At 64.7% G+C, this 18394-nt stretch carries 14 protein-coding genes; 8 read left to right on the top strand and 6 right to left on the bottom strand.

What is annotated here, in order from left to right; translation table 11 throughout:
• The first annotated feature begins 215 nt into the window (after positions 1–215).
• Positions 216–821, top strand: coding sequence for a TetR/AcrR family transcriptional regulator (locus tag ABC728_RS03295; protein ID WP_416619651.1), 606 nt, complete (start codon positions 216–218; stop codon positions 819–821).
• Between the two features lie 8 nt (positions 822–829).
• Here the strand turns inward: ABC728_RS03295 and ABC728_RS03290 are convergent, their stop codons facing one another.
• Positions 830–1687, bottom strand: a complete 858-nt coding sequence (locus tag ABC728_RS03290; protein WP_416619652.1) for a MaoC/PaaZ C-terminal domain-containing protein — start codon at positions 1685–1687, stop codon at positions 830–832.
• A complete protein-coding gene (locus tag ABC728_RS03285) occupies positions 1687–4029 on the bottom strand; it encodes a TonB-dependent receptor (protein ID WP_416619653.1) in 2343 nt (780 codons plus the stop codon). The genes ABC728_RS03290 and ABC728_RS03285 overlap by 1 nt, the downstream gene beginning before the upstream one ends.
• A gap of 334 nt (positions 4030–4363) precedes the next feature.
• Here ABC728_RS03285 and ABC728_RS03280 point away from each other — a divergent pair, with 334 nt between their 5' ends.
• The 4 genes from ABC728_RS03280 to ABC728_RS03265 are packed head-to-tail and all read left to right on the top strand — an operon-like array spanning position 4364 to position 7381.
• The gene (locus ABC728_RS03280) at positions 4364–5158 is read left to right on the top strand and encodes an enoyl-CoA hydratase/isomerase family protein (RefSeq protein WP_416619654.1); all 795 of its coding nucleotides are present in this window, start codon (positions 4364–4366) and stop codon (positions 5156–5158) included.
• Positions 5155–5958: an SDR family oxidoreductase gene (locus ABC728_RS03275; protein WP_416619655.1), complete on the top strand. Its 804-nt coding sequence runs from the start codon at positions 5155–5157 to the stop codon at positions 5956–5958. Before ABC728_RS03280 ends, ABC728_RS03275 begins: the two co-directional genes overlap by 4 nt.
• On the top strand, positions 5955–6602 hold the full coding sequence (locus ABC728_RS03270) for a TetR/AcrR family transcriptional regulator (RefSeq protein ID WP_416619656.1): 648 nt from the start codon (positions 5955–5957) through the stop codon (positions 6600–6602). Before ABC728_RS03275 ends, ABC728_RS03270 begins: the two co-directional genes overlap by 4 nt.
• Complete coding sequence (locus ABC728_RS03265) at positions 6599–7381, top strand: crotonase/enoyl-CoA hydratase family protein (protein WP_416619657.1); 783 nt, start codon at positions 6599–6601, stop codon at positions 7379–7381. Before ABC728_RS03270 ends, ABC728_RS03265 begins: the two co-directional genes overlap by 4 nt.
• 48 nt (positions 7382–7429) lie before the next feature.
• On the opposite strand, the gene ABC728_RS03260 is transcribed toward ABC728_RS03265, so the two are convergent.
• The 4 genes from ABC728_RS03260 to ABC728_RS03245 all read right to left on the bottom strand — a co-directional run bounded on the left by ABC728_RS03260 (position 7430) and on the right by ABC728_RS03245 (position 15353).
• The gene (locus tag ABC728_RS03260) at positions 7430–8932 is read right to left on the bottom strand and encodes a carboxylesterase/lipase family protein (RefSeq protein WP_416619658.1); all 1503 of its coding nucleotides are present in this window, start codon (positions 8930–8932) and stop codon (positions 7430–7432) included.
• Positions 8933–8943: 11 nt separating this feature from the next.
• On the bottom strand, positions 8944–10896 hold the full coding sequence (locus ABC728_RS03255) for a glycoside hydrolase family 3 protein (protein ID WP_416619659.1): 1953 nt from the start codon (positions 10894–10896) through the stop codon (positions 8944–8946).
• Between the two features lie 10 nt (positions 10897–10906).
• Positions 10907–13105, bottom strand: a complete 2199-nt coding sequence (locus tag ABC728_RS03250; protein WP_416619660.1) for a beta-glucosidase family protein — start codon at positions 13103–13105, stop codon at positions 10907–10909.
• Positions 13106–13169: 64 nt separating this feature from the next.
• Positions 13170–15353 (bottom strand): TonB-dependent receptor, encoded by a 2184-nt coding sequence (locus tag ABC728_RS03245; protein ID WP_445376264.1) that lies wholly within the window; start codon positions 15351–15353, stop codon positions 13170–13172.
• Between the two features lie 429 nt (positions 15354–15782).
• On the opposite strand from ABC728_RS03245, the gene ABC728_RS03240 reads away from it, so the two are divergent.
• From ABC728_RS03240 to ABC728_RS03230, 3 genes are all read left to right on the top strand, one after another.
• Positions 15783–16835, top strand: a complete 1053-nt coding sequence (locus ABC728_RS03240) for a LacI family DNA-binding transcriptional regulator (protein ID WP_416619662.1) — start codon at positions 15783–15785, stop codon at positions 16833–16835.
• A gap of 10 nt (positions 16836–16845) precedes the next feature.
• Positions 16846–17082, top strand: a complete 237-nt coding sequence (locus ABC728_RS03235) for a hypothetical protein (protein ID WP_416619663.1) — start codon at positions 16846–16848, stop codon at positions 17080–17082.
• Between the two features lie 109 nt (positions 17083–17191).
• The gene (locus ABC728_RS03230; RefSeq protein ID WP_416619664.1) at positions 17192–18358 is read left to right on the top strand and encodes a glycosyltransferase family 4 protein; all 1167 of its coding nucleotides are present in this window, start codon (positions 17192–17194) and stop codon (positions 18356–18358) included.
• Positions 18359–18394: the final 36 nt, after the last annotated feature.

The raw sequence follows: 18394 nt of genomic DNA, 5'->3' as shown, positions 1-18394 counted from the left end.
TTGGTGCCAATATTAAAAATCGATGTATTTCATGTGGTTATTGATAGAATGCGGGGCTGAATGCTATCTTTTCGATTCAGCATGCGGAATGAACAGGCCAGTTGATTACCAACTGGTACGAAAGTAACGTGGCGAAATGCCATGGGCGATAAAGTCGCCGTTCATTCGAGACATTGTCGAAGGGCCGTCGGCCGTTCGTGGGGGAATGTGTGGAAATGCCTGTTAAAACGGCCAAGCCGAAGCTGGTCCGCCCGAAGCGTGGAACCATCAACAAGAAACTGATCATGGATACATCGGCATTGATGTTTCATGAGAAGGGTTATGACCGCACGACGCTGGACGATATCGCGCGCGCGCTTTCCATCACAAAGCCCAGCCTCTATTATCACTTCGCCAACAAGGAGGAGATTCTGCTGGCCTGCGTGTTCTCCGCCGATGATTATTTCCGTGAGGAGATCACCCGGCGCGACGATGAGAACGATACCGGCCGCAAGCGGGTCGAGGTATTCCTGCGCCTGTATCTGGAGGTCATCACCCACGATATCGGCGTCAGCATGATCCTGGCTGACGACCGCGTCATGTCCGACGAAGGCCGGGCCAGATACAACGAACTGCGCCGGGTGATGAACGAGGCGCTGGAAAGCCGGATCAAGGCCGGGGTCGCCGACGGGTCGATCCATGTGCCGGAAACCAAGCTGACCACCTATGCCATCTTCGGCATGTTCAACTGGGTCGGCCATTGGCATTTCCGCAAGAGCAGCACCTCGCTGGAAAAGGTGTTCGACCGGTTCATCTCGGTGATCTTCGACGGGATCGGCTGAGCGGCGGGTCAGATCAGGGCATATCCGCCACTGATCACCGCCACCGCACGTTCGCGCACATGGGCCCGCAGCAGAACGCGCCCCTCCTCCACCCACATTTCCGTCATGATGGTTTCCCCCGGAAATACGGGATGGGCAAATCGGACATGCAAGGCCCGCAGGCGCGTGGCATCGAAATCCAACACGCTTGCCAGCACCGCCCGGCCGCAAATGCCATAGGTGCAAAGCCCGTGCAGGATGGGCCGGTCGAAGCCGGCGGCCCGCGCCGCCTCAGGGTCGGCATGCAGCGGGTTCATGTCCCCACTCAACCGGAAAAGCAGGGCCTGGTCCGGCCTAGTGTGGAAGATATCGACATGGTCGGGCGGCCGGGCCGGCGGCGCGGGGAACAGGGGGGGCGCCCGGTCACGCCCCGCACTTCCGCAACCGCCGTCGCCGCGGGCAAAGGCGGTGGAGGTCGCCACCGCCAGCAACCCGCCGCCCGTCCTTTCCCGCAGGTGCGTTTCCAGCAGCACCAGCGCGCCCCTGCCCGCGCCCTTGTCGATGATGCCAGTGACGATTGTATCGAACAGCAGGTGACCTTCCGGCGGCAGGGGGCGGTGCAGCGCCACCCCCTGCCCGGCATGGACCACCAGCCGCATGTCAGCACCGATCCGTTCCAGAAGCACATGCCCGGCAAAGGTGAGCTGGGCCGCCAGGGTGGGCAAGGCCACCAGGTCCCGTTCATGGACGAAGCGGCGTTCCCGCCCGTCCAGTGGGTCCCGGCCGAAGCCGGTCCCCAGCGCGTAGAGGATGGAAGCCGCCGCCGTCTGGTGGACGGGCTGGTCCGTCAGGGACAGGCCGTCAACCATGGCCCTGTCGATGGGCATCAGTGGAACCTGATGCTGGCCGTGACCCCATAGGTGACGGGCATGCCGGCATAGCGCACGATGGCATCCCCCCGCCGCACCGCCGTCTGATAATAATATTCGTTGGTGACATTGCGGCCATAAAGGCTGACACGCCAGTCCCCGGCGGCGTCCTGCAGACCGACGCGCAGGTCCAGCAAGCCATAGCTGTCGATGGCCAGACGGGGATCGGGGATGAAGTCGCCATTCGTGCCGCTGCGATAGATGTAGCTGGCACCGACGAAGGCGTCCTTGCCGGCCCCCACGGGCCATTGATATTCGGCATCCGCATTGCCCTGCCATCTCGGCGTGAAGGGGAAGCGGCTGCCCTTGAAGTCGGCCTGCGCACCGAAGGCCGTATAGTTCAGGAAGGACCGGGTCACCTCCGTATCCAGGTAGGTGGCGCCACCCTTCAGCCTCAACCCTTCCACGGGTGCCCAGGTCACCTCGATCTCCGCCCCCTTCACCTGCGATTTCGGCACGTTGACCATGGCTTCCAGCGGCCCGAAGATGGGCACGATGGTCCGGCCCTTGAGCTGCTTGTCGGTATAATCATAGAGGAACAGGGCGCCGTTGACCTGCATGGTGCGGCCGGCCACGCGCGACTTGAACCCGATCTCGTAACCCGTCACCTCTTCCTGTTTGACGGGCTGGTACTGGGCCAGGGTGGAGGCGGGAAGGTTGGCGAAGGAGCCGACCTTATAGCCGCGGCTGATATTGCCATACAGCAGGTGATCCGCATTGGGCGCCCATTCCAGGCCCGTGCGCCAGGAGACATTATCTTCCGGCAGGGTGCCGTCGAATTCGGCCGGGCGGTTGGTCGCATCCAGCGTGGCGCAGGCATTCAGCGGGAAGGTGCCGGCCGGCAGGCCGAAATTGGCTTCGAACCCCTTGCCATAGGTGCCATTGCCTGCATTCAGAATGCAGCCCTGGAAATCCACATCCGTCTTGGTATAGCGGGCGCCGGCCGTGGCCGACAGGGTATCGGCCAGCGGAAAGGCGACATTGCCGAACACGGCCTTGCTGACATATTTCGTGTTGCCGCGCTGCGGCACCTCCGTAATCGCCGGCAGGCCCAGCCGGTCGAAGACATGGCCCGACGTCTGCTCGGACAGGAATTGCCGCACCAGTTCGTTGGCCTTGCTATGTTCGTAATTGCCGCCCAGCAGCCAATTGCCCCGATCCCCCATTAAGCTGCCCGCCACACGCAGTTCCTGGGTGAAGCTGTCGATATCGCCGCTGATCAGCAGGTCGGTCAGTTGCAGGCTGGTGCCGTCGCCATCCTGCCCGTAAAGCTGCTCGAACGTCGCATAGGAGGAAAGCGAGGTCACGGTGATCGTGTCGGAGATGTCGTAATCCAGACGCAGGGTTCCCTGCACCATATGGTTGTCGCGGCGCAGGGGCACGGTCGATCCCCAGTCGGCGGCGCGGTTGTTCTCCGGCGCGGCCGGGTAGGCCTGCAGGGCCGGACTGAAATAGCCGCCGGCCGACTGGCGGAACGGTGCCACCAGTTGCGGGGCCTGTGTGTCGGACCGGTCCTTGTTGGCATTCAACTGGAAATTCACGCGCAGCGCCGGGTCCGGCTCCCAGGCCAGCGTCAGGCGTCCTTGCGTGAAGTCGCGCCGCCCCAGCTCGTCGTCGCGGGTGAAGCTTTTCTGCCAGGCGTCCCCACCCTCGTGCCGCACGGCCAGCCGGACGCCCAGCGTGTCGGATACCGGACCACTGGCATAACCTTCCAGGTCCAGGCGGTTGAACCGGCCGTAACCGACCTGCATCCCCGCCTCGAAATCACTTGTCGGCTTGGCAGCCACGTAATTGATGGCGCCGCCCGTGGCATTCTGGCCGAACAGGATGCCCTGTGGTCCCTTCAGCACCTCCACCCGCTCCAGGTCGAAGGAGGCGCCCGTCGTCATGATGGAAAACGGGATCGGGGCCTCGTCGATATAGACCGACACGGTGGGCTTGGCCGCCAGGCTGCTGTCGAAGAAGCCGATACCGCGCAGGAAATAGACGGGCGTGCCATAGCCGCTGTCGATGGCGTTGAAACCCGGCGTCACCTTGACCAGGGCCTGCACATCGGTGACGCCGATCTTGGCCAGTTCCACGCCGCTTTCGGCGGTGATGGAGATGGGCACGCGGTTGCTGCTTTCCGACCGCTTCTGGGCCGTCACGATGATCTCGGCCAGGAAACTGCCTTCCTCCTGCCCGGAGGCGGGGGACGGGCCGGCACCGGACGGCTGTTCCTGCGCCGCCGAGGGTGCCGCGACCAGGGCGGCTGCTCCCAGTGCAAGAACAGATGAAGACCGCAGGAACAGCTTGCGCATTTCTTGTTTCCTCCCCATGTCGGATCATTGTGCCCCTTTTGCGGGGCTTGGGCCGGGCAAATGCCGGACATCGCGGCCACCGCTTGCCGGGGCCGCCGATAGGTTGATGCTGAATTCCAAACTGGTTGGTAACTTTCATCGGCAGTCACCAATTCTCAGTTACCGAACAGACGGTAACATAGGCTTGCGGCGCTGTCCAGTGCCCGTGAATTAAAGATTTCTGCTCTTTTTCAGCCGCGGAACGTGCCGCGCACGCTGTGAGATCGGGGATTGACATTGGATTTCCGCCACCCCCAAAATACTAATTGGTAACTTAAAGCCAGGGAGGCATCCAATGAACCTCTACCCCCACCTGATCCTGTCCGTTCAGGACGGCGTCGGCATCCTTCAAATGAACCATCCGGAGAAGCGCAACGCGCTGGGCTGGGAACTGCACCATGAAATCATCGCCGCGCTGAACGCCTGGGCCGAGGATGACGATGTCGCCTGTGTTCTGGTCATCGGCAACGAGGATTATTTCTGCGCCGGCTGGCGGCTGGACATCCTGAACAGCATCGAAGGGGACGAGCGCCGGCGCTTCACCGACCTGGCGCTGAAATTCATGAAGACCTTCTATGATTTCCCCAAGCCCATGGTGGCCGCTGTGGCCGGCGTGGCACCGGGCTATGGCATGGATGTCGCCAATATGTGCGACATCACCATCGCATCGGAGAATGCCGCTTTCGGCTCCACGCAGGTGAAATATGCCATGAACGGCTTTTATCATGGCATGCTGCAACGTATCGGTACGCAGCGCGCCCGGCGCATGCTGTTCACCGGTGACCCGATCAGCGCGCAGGAGGCATTGCGCGTTGGCTTGGTGGACGAGGTCGTGCCCTATGGCCGTTTGCGCGAAACGGCGCTGAAACTGGCCCGGCAGATTGCGGAGGCCGGGCCCGAACTGGCCATGGTCCTGAAGGATGTGGCATTGAGGGCCGGCAACATGGACCATCTGAGCGCGCTGGCCTTTGAACTGTCGGTCACGCAGGATCTGACCCAGCGTGGCCTGTTCAGGCGCCGCATCGCCGATGGCAATGCCCGGCTGAAGGCCGGCACCAGCAAGGCCACCGAACGGCTGGGGGCGCTATGACCGGCCCCGGACCGACCTTCAGCGCCGGCCTGTTTCGGGGGCGGACGGCCATGGTGGCCGGTGGCACCAGTGGCATCAACCTGGCCATCGCCCGGCGCCTGGGCGAACTGGGGGCCGCCGTCCATGTGTTCAGCCGCGACCCGGCCAGGGTGGCGGCGGCCATAGGCAGCCTGGCGGAAGTGTGCGACGCCAGCGGTTCTGTTGCCGACGTGCGGGACTTTGATGCCGTTACGGCGGCTGTCGGCGCCGGAGCGGAAAGGTTGGGCAACATCGACATCCTGGTTTCTGGGGCGGCCGGCAACTTCCTGGCACGGGCCGCGGACATGTCGGCCAAGGGCTTCCGCACCGTCATCGATATCGATCTGGTCGGCGGCTTCCATGTGATGAAGGCCGCTTATCCCCACCTGCGCCGGCCGGGCGCTTCGGTCATCAATATTTCGGCGCTGCACGCCTTCACCGCCTTTGCGGCGCAAGCCCATGTCTGTGCCGCAAAGGCCGGGCTTGACGCCATGATCCGGGCGCTGGCCCTGGAATGGGGACAGGAGGGCATTCGCCTCAATTCCATCGCACCGGGCGCCGTCAGCGATACGGAGGGCATGGCCCGCATCGCACCGACGGCGGCCGACCGCGAGCGCTTCACCCGCGATACCCCATTGGGACGCTGGACGACGAAGGCCGAAATCGCCGATGTTGCGGTTTTCCTGGCCAGCGCCGCGGCGGCCAGCATAACCGGCACCGTCATGGTGGTTGATGGCGGCTACATGGCGGGACGGACGGGAAATGCGGGAGGGAGGGCATGAGCGTGAAGACAGGGGCCGAACGGCCCCGCCACCGGCGGGGCACCCTCAGCCGCGAACGCATCCTGGACGTGGCCTCGCAGCAGTTCCAGGCCAAGGGATATGACCGCACATCCATGGATGATGTGGCAAAGGCGCTATCGGTCACGAAACCGACGCTCTATTACCATTTCCCCAGCAAGGAGGACATCCTGCTGGGTTGCGTGCTGGAGGCGCGCGACCGGCTGGAAGCCGCGCTGGCCGAACATGATGACCCCGCCCTGCCCGGACTGACCCGGCTGGAGATATTCCTGCGGCAATATCTGCGGGTCATCGCCAACAATTACGGGATCAGCCTGGTCCTGTCGGACATCAATGTGATGTCGGACAAGGGGCAGGCCGAATATCGGGATTGCCGCCGGTCCATCAGCCGCCATATGCGCCGGATCGTCGAGCAGGGCATGGCGGACGGCTCCATCGTGCCGGGAGACGTCACCCTGACCACCTATGCCATCTTCGGCATGTTCAACTGGGTCACCCGCTGGATCCTGGACAAGCCCGAATTCTCCCTGGATGCTGTCTATGCCCAGTTTCGCAGCATCCTGCTGCTCGGCATCCGCGGCGCGCTGCCGCCGCCTGTGGCGCATCGGGAAGGTGACACGGCATGATCGTATTCCAAGACCGCGTCACCCTGGATATTGCGGACGGCATTGCCGATGTGCGGCTGGCCAGACCGGAAAAGCTGAACGCGCTGGACCGCGACATGTTCACCGCCATCGCCGACGCCGTTGCGCATCTGGAAGGGGTGACCGACCTGCGGGCCGTGGTGCTGTCCGGGCAGGGCCGCGCCTTTTGCGCCGGCATCGACACGGCGGCCCTGGCCGAGACGGTGGGCGTACCGGAACAGCTGACCGTGCCGACCCACGGACCCGCCAACCTGTTCCAGCAGGCGACCTGGGGCTGGCACACCCTGCCCGTCCCCGTCATTGCCGCGATACACGGGGTGGCATTCGGCGGCGGGTTTCAGATCATGCTGGGGGCCGATATCCGCGTCATGACGCCGGACACACGGCTGTCGGTCATGGAGGTGCGCTGGGGTCTTGTTCCCGACATGGGCGGCATCGCGCGCATGCAAGGCCTGGCGGGCGACGATGTGATCCGCGACCTGACCTTCACGGGCCGGGAATTCACGGGGGCGGACGCGCTGACGCTGGGTTTTGCCACCCGGTTGTCCGGCACGCCCCTGGACGATGCGATGGACACGGCCCGCCTTATCGCCACGCGCAGTCCCGAGGCCGTCCGCGCCGCCAAGCGCCTGCTGAACGCCGCCGCGGATCGGGATGCCGCCGATATCCTGTATCATGAAGCCCGGGAGCAGACGGCCTTGCTGCGGTCGGCGCAGCATGCCGCGACATTGGCCGCCGCAAAGGGGCCGTCCCGGCGCTGATCCGCCTGGCATTGCCTGACGAACGGACGGCCGGAACGGCGTTTCCGGTCACTTTTGCGCCTTTTCCATCAGGTCCAGGCGCAGACGCAGCGGGTCGGGGACGAAGGCCGCGCCGCCGGGGGCATAAGACATCAGCCTGTCTTCCGCCGCGCGGTAGATCGGGTAGCCCGGATCACCCGACATGGCGAAGGCGATGAAATGATCGTGAAAGGCCTTGGCGATGGCCTTATCCGCCGCACTGACTGCGCCGGGATAGCGATATTCGACGGTGCGGAAGGCATAGGGAATTTCGCTGGCATGGGTGGCCCCCGGCATCGCGCCCCGCTGGCTTTCGGCCACATAATCGAAGCGGTAGGCATAGGTTGGAAGCCCCGATGCCGACCATTGCCGGGCCAGATATCGCGCGGGTTCGATGAAGATGCGGTCGCCGACGATCTTCCAGCTGGTCAATAGCGGGGTCGGGCTGGCATAGGCCTTGCGTGCCGCCGCCTCATCCCCGCCAAAGGCCGTCAGCAGCGTGTCCGCGTCCCCGATGGGGAACCCGTCCAGGCCTGTGGCTCCGATCATCATGGGCATCCGCGCGCCCTTGCCATCGGCGATCGTCCTTGCCGGTTCCTCGGTCAGGAATTTTCCATCCAGCATGGGACCGGCATAATGATCCACGCCGTCACCCATGATGGCGCGCATGTCGAGCCCGTCGACGATCCTGTCGGCCGGCAGGGCGCGAAGGGCGGCCAGCCCGGCGGCATCCTCATGGTTGACGCCGGCATTGCGCGCGAAGGTCACACCGCGTTCTTCCGCCACGGCCAGCGGGACCAGCCCCAGCCCCGTGGCACGCCCGCCACCCGACATGATCAGCGCCTTGTCGAACAACCCCCTGGCGGCGGGGACGGCCAGAAGCACATGTACCGACCGGCCGCCGGCGCTTTCCCCGAACAAGGTGACATTGGCGGGATCACCCCCGAAGGCGGCGATGTTGCGGCGAACCCATTGCAGGGCCGCCACCTGATCCATGAAGCCGAAATTGCCCGTTGGCGCCGCCCCCGCCTCCGCCGACAGGGCCGGATGGGCGAAGAAGCCGAAGCGGCCCAGGCGGTAATTCAGGCTGACCAGCAGAACACCGGACCGGGCAAAGGCCGATCCGTCATAGACGGTGGGCGACGACCCGCCATTGACGAAGCCGCCGCCATGGATCCAGACCATGACGGGCCGCTTTACACCGGCCTGCGGCTTCGGCGCCCAGACATTGACGAACAGGCAGTCCTCTCCCATCGGGCCGCCCAGCGGGGCGGCATCGCCGGGGAACGGGTTCTGCAGGCAATCCAGGCCGTACGTATCGGCCTTGCGCACACCCTGCCACGGCACGACGGGGGCCGGCGGGCGCCAGCGCAGATCACCGACGGGGGCCGCAGCATAGGGGATGCCCTTGAAGGCGACGATATCACCCTCGGCCACACCCTCCACCCTGCCGCCATCCACGGTCGTAACGGGGGCCGCGGCGGCGGCAGGGGACAGGAGCAACAACAAGGCAATGAACAGGTGACGCATCATCCACTCCCGTTTCAACGTCCAGAGCCGATGGGATAGGCCGGGTTTGCGCTGTCATGCGGTAAGGCCGGCGATTGTGCCCGCACAGCGGTCATGCCGGAAGGCAGTTCAAAAGGCAGCCGGCCCGCAGGCGGCGTGACACCGCACAGCGCGTCGAACAGCGCCGCATCGCTGATCCCGAAGGAGGCGAGCAGCAGGGCAGCGTGCGGGCGCACCGCCGACAGGATGGCCGGCCGGTCCATATCCACGGCCAGAATGACGGGACCGGCGGATGCCGCCTGCTGCACAATGGCCAGTCCGGCATCGCCCGGCTTGAAATCCAGATCGCCCTCATGCTGACGCGAGCCGAAGAAATGGCCGGGATGCAGGGTCTGGTATGGGGTGGACAGACGGATCAGGCTGATATCCGCCTTGTCGGCGCTGTCCACAATGGTAAATCCCGCCGCCCGTGCCGCTGCCGGATCGACACCGTGCAGGAACAGGCGCTTGCCCCTGTCCGGCAGGGCGATGGCGCCCAGCCTGTTCTCCAGCACGACCAGGGACCGCGCCTGCGCTGCATGCCCGGCAGTCATCTTGTCGGCCGAACCGACGATGGCGGCGGCACGGGCGGCATCGGCGAACGGGTTCTCGAACAGGCCCAGACGGATTTTCAGGGCCAGGACACGGCCCACCGCCTCGTCCAGGCGCGCTTCGGGCAACAGTTTCTGTTCCACCGCCTGGCGCAGGGCGGAACCGTCATCGACGCCGCCGAACTGATCGATGCCGGCCAGCATGCCCTTGGCGAAGCGCTGCGGCTTGGTCAGCCCCTCCACGCCCCAGGGCATGGCGATATCCTTGGGTGCCTGTGGCGGGTTGCCGGTGCGGCAACTTTCGTTGCAGTCATAGGTGATGGCCCAGTCGGACAGGACCAGCCCCTGGAACTTATGGGCCCCACGCAGCAGATCGGTCAGCAGTTCGCGTGAATAGCCGCCGCCCACCGGCTCCACCGGTTTGCCGTTCAGCACCAGACCCTTCTGGATCGTGTAGGTGGGCATGATGCCGGTGGCCCCGGCCTCGAACGCGCCCTGGAAGGCCGCGACATGCCGGTCGAATCCACCCTTGGTGAAATCCGTGAAGCGGCCATAGTAATTATGCCCGTCATAACCCTCGATGGCGGCGCCATAGCCGACCCAATGCTTGACCACGGTGGCGACACCGCCGGGTGACAGGCCGGCATCCGCCCCCTGCATGCCCTGCACATAGGCCTTCACCTGCGCCGACACGCGGGCCGGGTCTTCCCCGAACGTGCCGTTCAGGCGGGACCAGCGGGGTTCGCTGCCCAGATCGGCCTGCGGCGACAGGGCCATGGAGATGCCGACGGCGCGGTATTCATCCCGCACCATGGCGGCGAAGGTCCGGGTCAGGGCCGGATCGTCGATAGCACCCAGACCCAAGGTTTCCGGCCATTGCGAAAAACCGGTGGTCGTGACGCTGGCGCCCGCCGTCACTTGAAAATGGCTGCGCGGATCGGTTGAGATCATGACCGGGATGCCCAGCCGGCCGCCGGCCGCAACCTCCTGCAACCGGTTATTCTCGGTCGCGAAATCCACCGGCTTCACGGCCATGCGGGTGATCATGGAGGTGACGTGCCGGTCCAGGATCATGGCGCGCGCGGCGTCCAGATCATAGGCCGGGCCGGGCGACATCATGCCCCCCTGGACCGGGGCGGTGCCATGCACCGCCTCCCCCGCCTTCTCCGCCAGGGTCATGCGCGACACAAGATCGGCGGCCCGTATCTCCGGCGATAGGCGCCAATCCTCATAGGGGTTCAGCTTGCCGTCGCGATTCAGGTCGCGGAAGCTCAACCCATCAGCCTTCACCTGCGGCTGCCCGGCGGGCAGGGCCGGCTGCAGCGGGGCGGCGAGGCTGCCGGTGGACAGCAGCAACGCTGCCAGGGAGATCATGCCGGCAGTGGTTCTGTTCGACATCCGGACCCCCTTACGGCTTCAGCGTGCGCTGGCTGACGCGGGCCTTGCCCGACAGCACGGTCTGTGCGGCGGACGGGCCGACGGCCACGTCATAATCACCGCCATCGATGCGCCATTGGCGCCCGGCCTCATCGAAATGGGCCAGCAGGCGCGGGTCGGCCTTGACGGTGACGGTGCGGCGCTCACCGGGCTTCAGGTCGATCTTCTCGAACCCGATCAGGCGGCGCAACGGCTTGCCGGCGGCACCGGCCAGATAGATCTGCGGCGCGTCCTTGCCCTGCAACCTGCCGGTATTCGTCACTTCGAAGCTGACGGTCAGCGTCTCGCCACCCTTCACCCGCAGCTTGTCATAGGTGAAGGTCGTGTAGGACAGGCCATGACCGAACGGAAACAGCGGCTTCATGCCCTTTGCCGCGAAACGGCGGTACCCCACGTCCGAACCCTCCTCATACACCACATCGAACTGCTGTTTTTCCGGCAGGCCCCAGCCCGGCAGGGTCGGGCGCGGATACTGGTCCAGGCTGGCCGGGAAGGTGACGGGCAGGCGGCCGGACGGATTGACCTTGCCGGTCAGGATATCGGCAATGGCCTCGCCCCCCTTCTGCCCGCTGTACCAGGCTGCGACGACGCCGCCGACCTTGTCCAGCCAGGGCATCAGGACGGGGCCGCCTGTCTGCAAGACAACGATGCTGTTTGGATTGGCGGCGGCCACCGCCTCGATCAACTGGTCCTGACCCTGCGGCAGGGACAGATCATAGGCATCCAGCCCTTCGGACATCCATTGGTTGGCAAAGACGATGACGATATCGGCATCCCGGGCCAGGGCTGCGGCCGCTTGCGGGTATCGGCCGTCATTGAAGCTGACGGTGGCATCCGGCAATGCAGCCCGCAGCGCCTTCAGCGGAGAGGAATTGTGGAAGGCCTGCCGCAGCCAGGCCGCCATGAACCCCTCGCCCCCCACCGGAATGACAATCGGGTTGCCGCCATGGCTGGTCACCTGTGACGAACCGGCACCCGACAGGACACCGCTATCGGCATGGCCGCCGATCACCGCCACCTTCTTCACGCCGGGCGCCAGGGGCAGGATGCCCTTGTTGGCCAGCAGCACGATGCCTTCATCGGCCACCTGTCTGGCGATGGCGTCATGGGCGATGCTATCGATGGCGGGCGCCGGCTTCGCCTCGAACAGGCCGGCGGCGAACATGGAACGCAGGATGCGGCGCGACATGTCGGACAGGCGCGCTTCCGGTATGGAACCGGCGGCCACCGCCTGTTTCAGCGGTTCACCGAACCAGACCTGATCATCCAGCTGTTCGCCCGACTGCTGATCCAGGCCCCTGGCGGCGTAGTCGGTGGCGTGGACCGCCCCCCAGTCCGACATGACCCAGCCCTTATAGCCCCAATCGCCCTTCAACACCTTGTTCAGCAGATGATCGCTGCCGCAGGAATAGTCGCCATTCACCAGATTGTAGGCGCACATCACGGAGCCGGGCTGCCCCTTCTCGATGGCGATCTGAAAGGCCAGCAGGTCGCTTTCCCGATGCGCCGCCTCCCCGATGACGGAATTGGCCCAGTGGCGGTTGGTTTCCTGGCCGTTCAGGCTGAGATGCTTGATAGTGGAGATGATGTTCTGCGACTGGATGCCCCGGATGCTTTCGCCGGCCAGGGTGCCGGCCAGCAACGGGTCTTCCCCCAGATATTCGAAATTGCGGCCATTGCGCGGGTCCCGGGCCAGATTGGCGCCACCGGCCAGCAGGACGTTGAAGCCCCGGGCCACCGCCTCCTTCGCAATCATGGCGCCACCATCATGGGCCAGCTTGGGATTGAAGCTGGCGGCCAACGCCAGGCCGGACGGCAGGGCCGTGGCCGTGTCGCCGGGCCGGATGCTCATGGGGTTGGTCACGCCCAGGCTGGCGTCGGTTTCCTTCAAGGCCGGGATACCCAGGCGGGGCACGCCGGGAATATAGCCGGCACCGCCGATGGCGTCGGCGGGCAGCTTCTCGACCTTGAAAGGCAGCGCCATGGGCCCGTGCAGCAGGCCGATGCGCTCATCCAGGGTCAATTCCGCATCCAGCAGCCGGGCCCGCTCATCGGGCGACAATGTGCTGTCACGCCAATCCTTGGCACCTGCCGCATGCAGCCCCGTGCCCAACGCCGTGACACATAATCCGGCAGCCAGACCACTCCTGAACAAACGGTGGATATTCATCAAGGCCTCCAGGGGAATGTCTTTGGAGAAAAAAAGGCGCGGGCGGGCCCGCGCCGGAGGAAGATCAGAAGTCGATACCAAGGCGCACGCCGTAGGTGCGCGGCGGGGCGTAGAAATCACCCGTGCCATTGGTGGCTACACCCGCGGTCGCATTGGGGCTGGACGTCGTGCGGATGTCGTCATTCTCCAGATTGCGAACAAAGGCCATGACCGTCCAGGCATCCTCGGCCGGCTTATAGGTGAGCGTGAGGTCGGTACGGGTGAAATCACCCTGCTTGTTCTCCAGGAACCCGTGATATTCCAGATACTTGGACAATTCGTAGTGGGTCTGTACGCGCGCCGTCAGACTGGCGCCGTCGGCCATCTCGAACTCGTGCTGATAGCCCAGATTGATCGACCATTCCGGCGTGCGCGCCATATGGCAGCCGGAAAAATCGGCCGCGCGCGGGGCGGGTGCAGTGTAGTCGGCAGTGTAGCAGCGCGCGATGCCGGCATTGGCCACATTGTTGGAAAAGGCATCGCCACGGGGCAGCAGGAACTTCTTGTATCGCGCATGCAGCCAGGACAGGCTGGCGTCGATACGGTCGAACGCTGTTAGCAGATAGTCGGTTTCCAGTTCAAGACCATAGATCTCCGCCTTGTCGGCATTCAGGGTGACGGTGGCATCCTGCCCGGCGATGGTGCCGATGGCCGAAATCTGGAAATCGCGATAATCATAGTAGAAGGCCGAGGCGTTCAGTTGCAGCCGGTTGTCCAGCAACCGGTTCTTCACGCCCAGTTCATAGGAGGTGATGGTTTCCGGCTTGTAATCATTCGGCTCCATCCCGTCGAAATAGCCGCCGGCCTTGTAGCCTGTGGCGACATTGGCATAGAGCATGCTGTCTTCCGACAGATCATAATCGACACCGGCCCGCCAGTTGACGCGGTCCCAGCTATTGTCGGACACGTTCAGCGTCACCGTGCCGGTGACGGCGCCGGCATTGTTGGTGAAATAGGTGCCGCCATTGCGGCCCTTGCGGTCCTTGGTATAGCGCAGGCCTCCCGTGAAGCGCAGTTCATCGGTTGCCGACCATGTCACCTGGGAGAAGACCGCCTTGGTGGAGGCGAAGACATCCGGTTGGATGAAGCTCAGGTAATTATCGTCTGCCAGGAAGATACGGAAATCGACATCATTGTCTTCCTTGAAGTAATAGGCGCCGATCACCCATTTCAGCCGGTCCGTCTCCCCGCCCAGGCGCAGTTCATGCGACCATGTCTCGTCAAGGCCGTAGAAATAATTGGGGGCGTGGGTGGAGGGGTTCTCGCCCACGCGGTCATCCTTGGCCGAATTGAAACCGACCAGATAGGTCAGTTGGGCGAAATCCAGGTCATAATTGATCTCGGTCCCGGCGCTCCAATAGGTGTTGTCGCGATAGGTATTGACGCGCGACAGGATAGTGCGCGGGTCGCCGGTTTCCATGGGATAGGCGACATCACCGCCGCCAGTGCCCCCACGGGCCAGCCAGTCGGCCCGCAGGTTGATGGACAGGTTCTCCGCCGGGGTCCACAGCGCCTGAAGGCGGGCGGACTTGTCATCCTGGCTGTCCTTGTCGTTGCCGGCCTGCGGGCCGGGCGTGATCGACTTCTGATAGCCGTCGTGGCGCGTGGTCTGGAACGCGGCACGCACCGCGAACGTATCGCCCAGCGGCACGTTCAGCACGCCGCTGGTGGTCAGCGCGTCGTAATTGCCGAATTCCACCGCGGCAGAGCCTTCCAACTGCTGGGTCGGCTTTCTGGTGATGACGTTGATGGCACCCGCGGTCGCGTTACGGCCATAGAGCGTGCCCTGCGGCCCGCGCAGCACCTCCACCCGGTCGATATCATAGAACAAGGCACCGGTGGCCGTGGCACGGGCGATATAGATGCCGTCGATATGATAGGCGACGGCAGGGTCCCCCACCTCTGTCACGTTCGTGCTGCCGATGCCGCGCATGAAAATCTGCGACGCACCGCCGCCCGTATTGGTGATCTGCAGGCTGGGGACGGTCGCCGACAGGTCGACGACACTTTTCACGCCCGCACTTTCCAGCCCCTCCCCCGTCACGGCCGATACGGCCAGCGGCGTCTTTTGAAGATTCTCGGCGCGGCGCTGGGCCGTTACGACGATTTCGTCCAGTTGCAGGACAGTCTCCGCCGTCTGTGCCCCCGCCGACAGGCCGGGCGCCATGGCCACGATGGCAGCCCCGACCATCAATGAATAGTTGCGCATAAGGTCCACTCCCATTTGGTCTTTTGGTTATGGGAAGCGAGCAAGGATCATCCGGCGCCCGTCGGGCGACGGCCGGTCATTTCCGGAACGGAAAGTCCGTGCGGATGGATGCAGACAGGGACCGGCCGCTGACGCGCTGGGGCGTCAGGTTGCGGTAACGGCGCGTGCGGATAGGTTCATTGTCATCTCCCCAGGATACCGTCCCCTTTTGGGGCTCTCGCTTACGGTCGGCATTCTTGTAGGGACAACGTTGTCCCTGCCGTTCCGAAAATAACCGGGTCTCTCTCTTCCGGCTGGAAATTCTGTTACCATTGATAACCATCCTGCCGCAAGCAGAAAATGTCCAACGTTGTCCCCTCTGTTGCCTGTGCCGGTCCCGATAGGGTAGAAGCAAGCGTCAACAAGGATTTGGCCGGAGCGCCCCCTCTCGTGAGCAAACCCACCATCCATGATGTGGCCCGCGTGGCTGGCGTGTCGATCAAGACGGTTTCGCGCGTGCTGAACGGGGAGCCCAAGGCAAGCCCCGCCACACGGGAGCGTGTGATGGCGGCGGTGGCATCGCTGGACTATTCGCCCAACCTGTCGGCCCGCAGTCTTTCAGCATCCCGCAACTTCATGATGGCCTTTGTGTTCGGCACCTATCCGGAGGAACCGAACGTATCCCTGCAGAATGAATATATCGCGGGCCTGCAGGTGGGGGCGGTGACCGCGGCACGGGCGGCCGGGTTCCATCTGCTGGTCGAACCGCTGGAAATGACGGATGCGGGTTTTGCCGAGCGGGCGGCGCGGATCATCTCGATGCCGGCCGTGGATGGATTCGTCATCATGCCGGGCCTTGCCGACGACCCGCGCCTGCTGCGTGTGCTGACGGAACGGCGCGGCCATTATGTGCGGGTCAGTCCCGGCGTGGAACTGCCGGCCCTGCCCGCCATGGTGCGCATCGACGATTACCGCGCCAGCGCCGAGATGACGCGCCATCTGCTGGAACTGGGACACCGCCGTATCGGCTTCATCGGTGGCCGCCCGAATTTCGGTTCGGCTGAACTGCGCCTGCAGGCGTTCCGCGATGTCATGAGGGCGGCCGGTACCTTCGATCCCGATCTGGTACGCAACGGCGATTACACGCGGGCATCGGGACGGGTGGCCGGCGGGGAGCTTCTGGCGCTCGACCCGCGCCCCACGGCCATCTTCGCCGCGAATGACAGCATGGCCATTGGTGTCATGGCCCTGGCACAGCAGCAGGGATTGGGCGTCCCGGCGGATTTGTCGGTGGCCGGCATCGATGATATCAGCATGGCGTCCGCCATATGGCCGGCCCTGACCACCGTGCGTCAGCCGATCATCGCCATGGGGGCGGCGGCGGCCACCTATATCGTCGCGGCCAGCCGGTCGCGGGATGCACCGCCGCACCTGCCCTTCTTCGCACACGAACTGGTGGTACGCGACAGCACGGCCCCGCCGGGACAGCCTGCCCGCCGCTGATCAACCCGCCTTGCCGGCTGGCACGCCCATCGCCCCTCGGGCGGCCGACAGCCTGGACGAGGCGCTGATCGCCGCGGGGCGGTTGACGGCACCCCAGGCGGAACAGGTGGCCGCCCTGGCACGCAGCGCGTTCGACCAGGCCTTCAACGGCGTCATCGCCATTGCTACCGTGCTGCTGCTGGCAACGGCGGCGGGGATATGGCGGGTCGCCCGGGGTCCGGGCAATGGCGCCGCACGTCTGCGATAAGCTTTACGGCGATGTTTGCCGGCATTGCCGTTGGGGGGCGACCAGTGCCATGGTGCCGTCGGCCCCTGCTCCGTCATGCCGGGGCAATCGTGTCGGGAGTTATGGTTTGGTGCAGACTCTGGCTTTGACGTGGCAACTGACCGAGATCCACGGCTGGGGGCTGGTCGGCGTCCATACGGCACTCTGCCTGATGGACCGCAAACAGCCGCCCCTGCTGCTGGAAAAGCCTGCCCTTATCAGCATGCGCCCGTCCACACAGGAGAAGCTTCGCGAACTGGTCCATGGCTATGAACAGATCAGCGCCCTGTCGGCCAAGCATGGCGGGCGGGCGCTGCGGCTGCATGATTGCGTGGCGCTGCATGCATTGGGCAACGGTTTCAATCACGGGCCGCCTTCCGACCTTTACCAGGGGGAGGGCAATATCGGGGTCATCGCGTTCGAGGATACGCTGTTCGATGCCGAGGTGCTGGGGCGGGCACGCCGGTATGACCGCATCATCGTCCATTCCACCTATAATCACGACCTGCTGGTGTCCCACGGGTTCGATGATGTCAGGGTCGCGCTGCAGGGGGTCGATCCCACGGAAATGCCGCTGCTGCCGCGCACCGGCCGGTTCGGCGACCGGTTCGTTGTATTCTCCGGCGGCAAGCTTGAATATCGCAAGGCCCAGGATCTGGTTCTGGCGGCGTTCGGCATCTTCCACGCCCGCCATCCCGACGCGCTGCTGGTGACCGCCTGGCACAATGCCTGGCCGCATACCTCCGCCGACATCGCCCAGTCACCCCTGATCGACCGGGCGCCGGCCATCGATCCGGCCACGGGCAAGCTGCGCATCGCCGAATGGGCGGCGGCGCATGGGGTGTCGCATGACGCCTTCGTCGATTTGGGCTTCATCGTGCGTCCGCAGATCGCCCCCATCCTGGCCGAATGCCATGCCGCCATCTTCCCCAACCGCTGCGAGGGGGCGACCAATCTGGTGGCCATGGAGGCGATGGCCTGCGGCGTGCCGGTAATCCTGTCGGACAATACCGGCCACCGCGACCTGATCCGGGATGACCATTGCCTGGCGCTGCGGCAGCAGACACCCGTTACGGAGGAGGCGGACCGGCGCCGTGGCTGGTCCCATTCGTCGGTGGACGAGATAGTGGCGCACCTGGAAAGCCTGTACGAAAACCGCAGGGCCGCGCGTGCCATGGCCGACCGGGCCAAGATTTTCATCCGGATCGACCGGACCTGGCGGAACTTCGCCGAGAGCTTCATCGAGGCGGCCCGATGAGCGGAAATGCCAAGCACCAACAGAGGGTAACAGGCC

The organism is Niveispirillum fermenti, assembly GCF_052474395.1.
The sequence above is the reverse complement of the archived record's forward strand: the minus strand, read 5'-3'. Positions and strand labels throughout refer to the sequence as shown.

Bases quoted from the DNA above. Each gene is read 5' to 3' on its own strand.
- ABC728_RS03245 (WP_445376264.1), bottom strand. From the start codon at position 15,353: ATGCGCAACTATTCATTGATGGTCGGGGCTGCCATCGTGGCCATGGCG.
- ABC728_RS03260 (WP_416619658.1), bottom strand. From the start codon at position 8,932: ATGATGCGTCACCTGTTCATTGCCTTGTTGTTGCTCCTGTCCCCTGCC.
- ABC728_RS03290 (WP_416619652.1), bottom strand. From the start codon at position 1,687: ATGCCCATCGACAGGGCCATGGTTGACGGCCTGTCCCTGACGGACCAG.
- ABC728_RS03270 (WP_416619656.1), top strand. From the start codon at position 5,955: ATGAGCGTGAAGACAGGGGCCGAACGGCCCCGCCACCGGCGGGGCACC.
- ABC728_RS03255 (WP_416619659.1), bottom strand. From the start codon at position 10,896: ATGTCGAACAGAACCACTGCCGGCATGATCTCCCTGGCAGCGTTGCTG.
- ABC728_RS03280 (WP_416619654.1), top strand. From the start codon at position 4,364: ATGAACCTCTACCCCCACCTGATCCTGTCCGTTCAGGACGGCGTCGGC.
- ABC728_RS03250 (WP_416619660.1), bottom strand. From the start codon at position 13,105: ATGAATATCCACCGTTTGTTCAGGAGTGGTCTGGCTGCCGGATTATGT.
- ABC728_RS03295 (WP_416619651.1), top strand. From the start codon at position 216: ATGCCTGTTAAAACGGCCAAGCCGAAGCTGGTCCGCCCGAAGCGTGGA.
- ABC728_RS03265 (WP_416619657.1), top strand. From the start codon at position 6,599: ATGATCGTATTCCAAGACCGCGTCACCCTGGATATTGCGGACGGCATT.
- ABC728_RS03285 (WP_416619653.1), bottom strand. From the start codon at position 4,029: ATGCGCAAGCTGTTCCTGCGGTCTTCATCTGTTCTTGCACTGGGAGCA.
- ABC728_RS03275 (WP_416619655.1), top strand. From the start codon at position 5,155: ATGACCGGCCCCGGACCGACCTTCAGCGCCGGCCTGTTTCGGGGGCGG.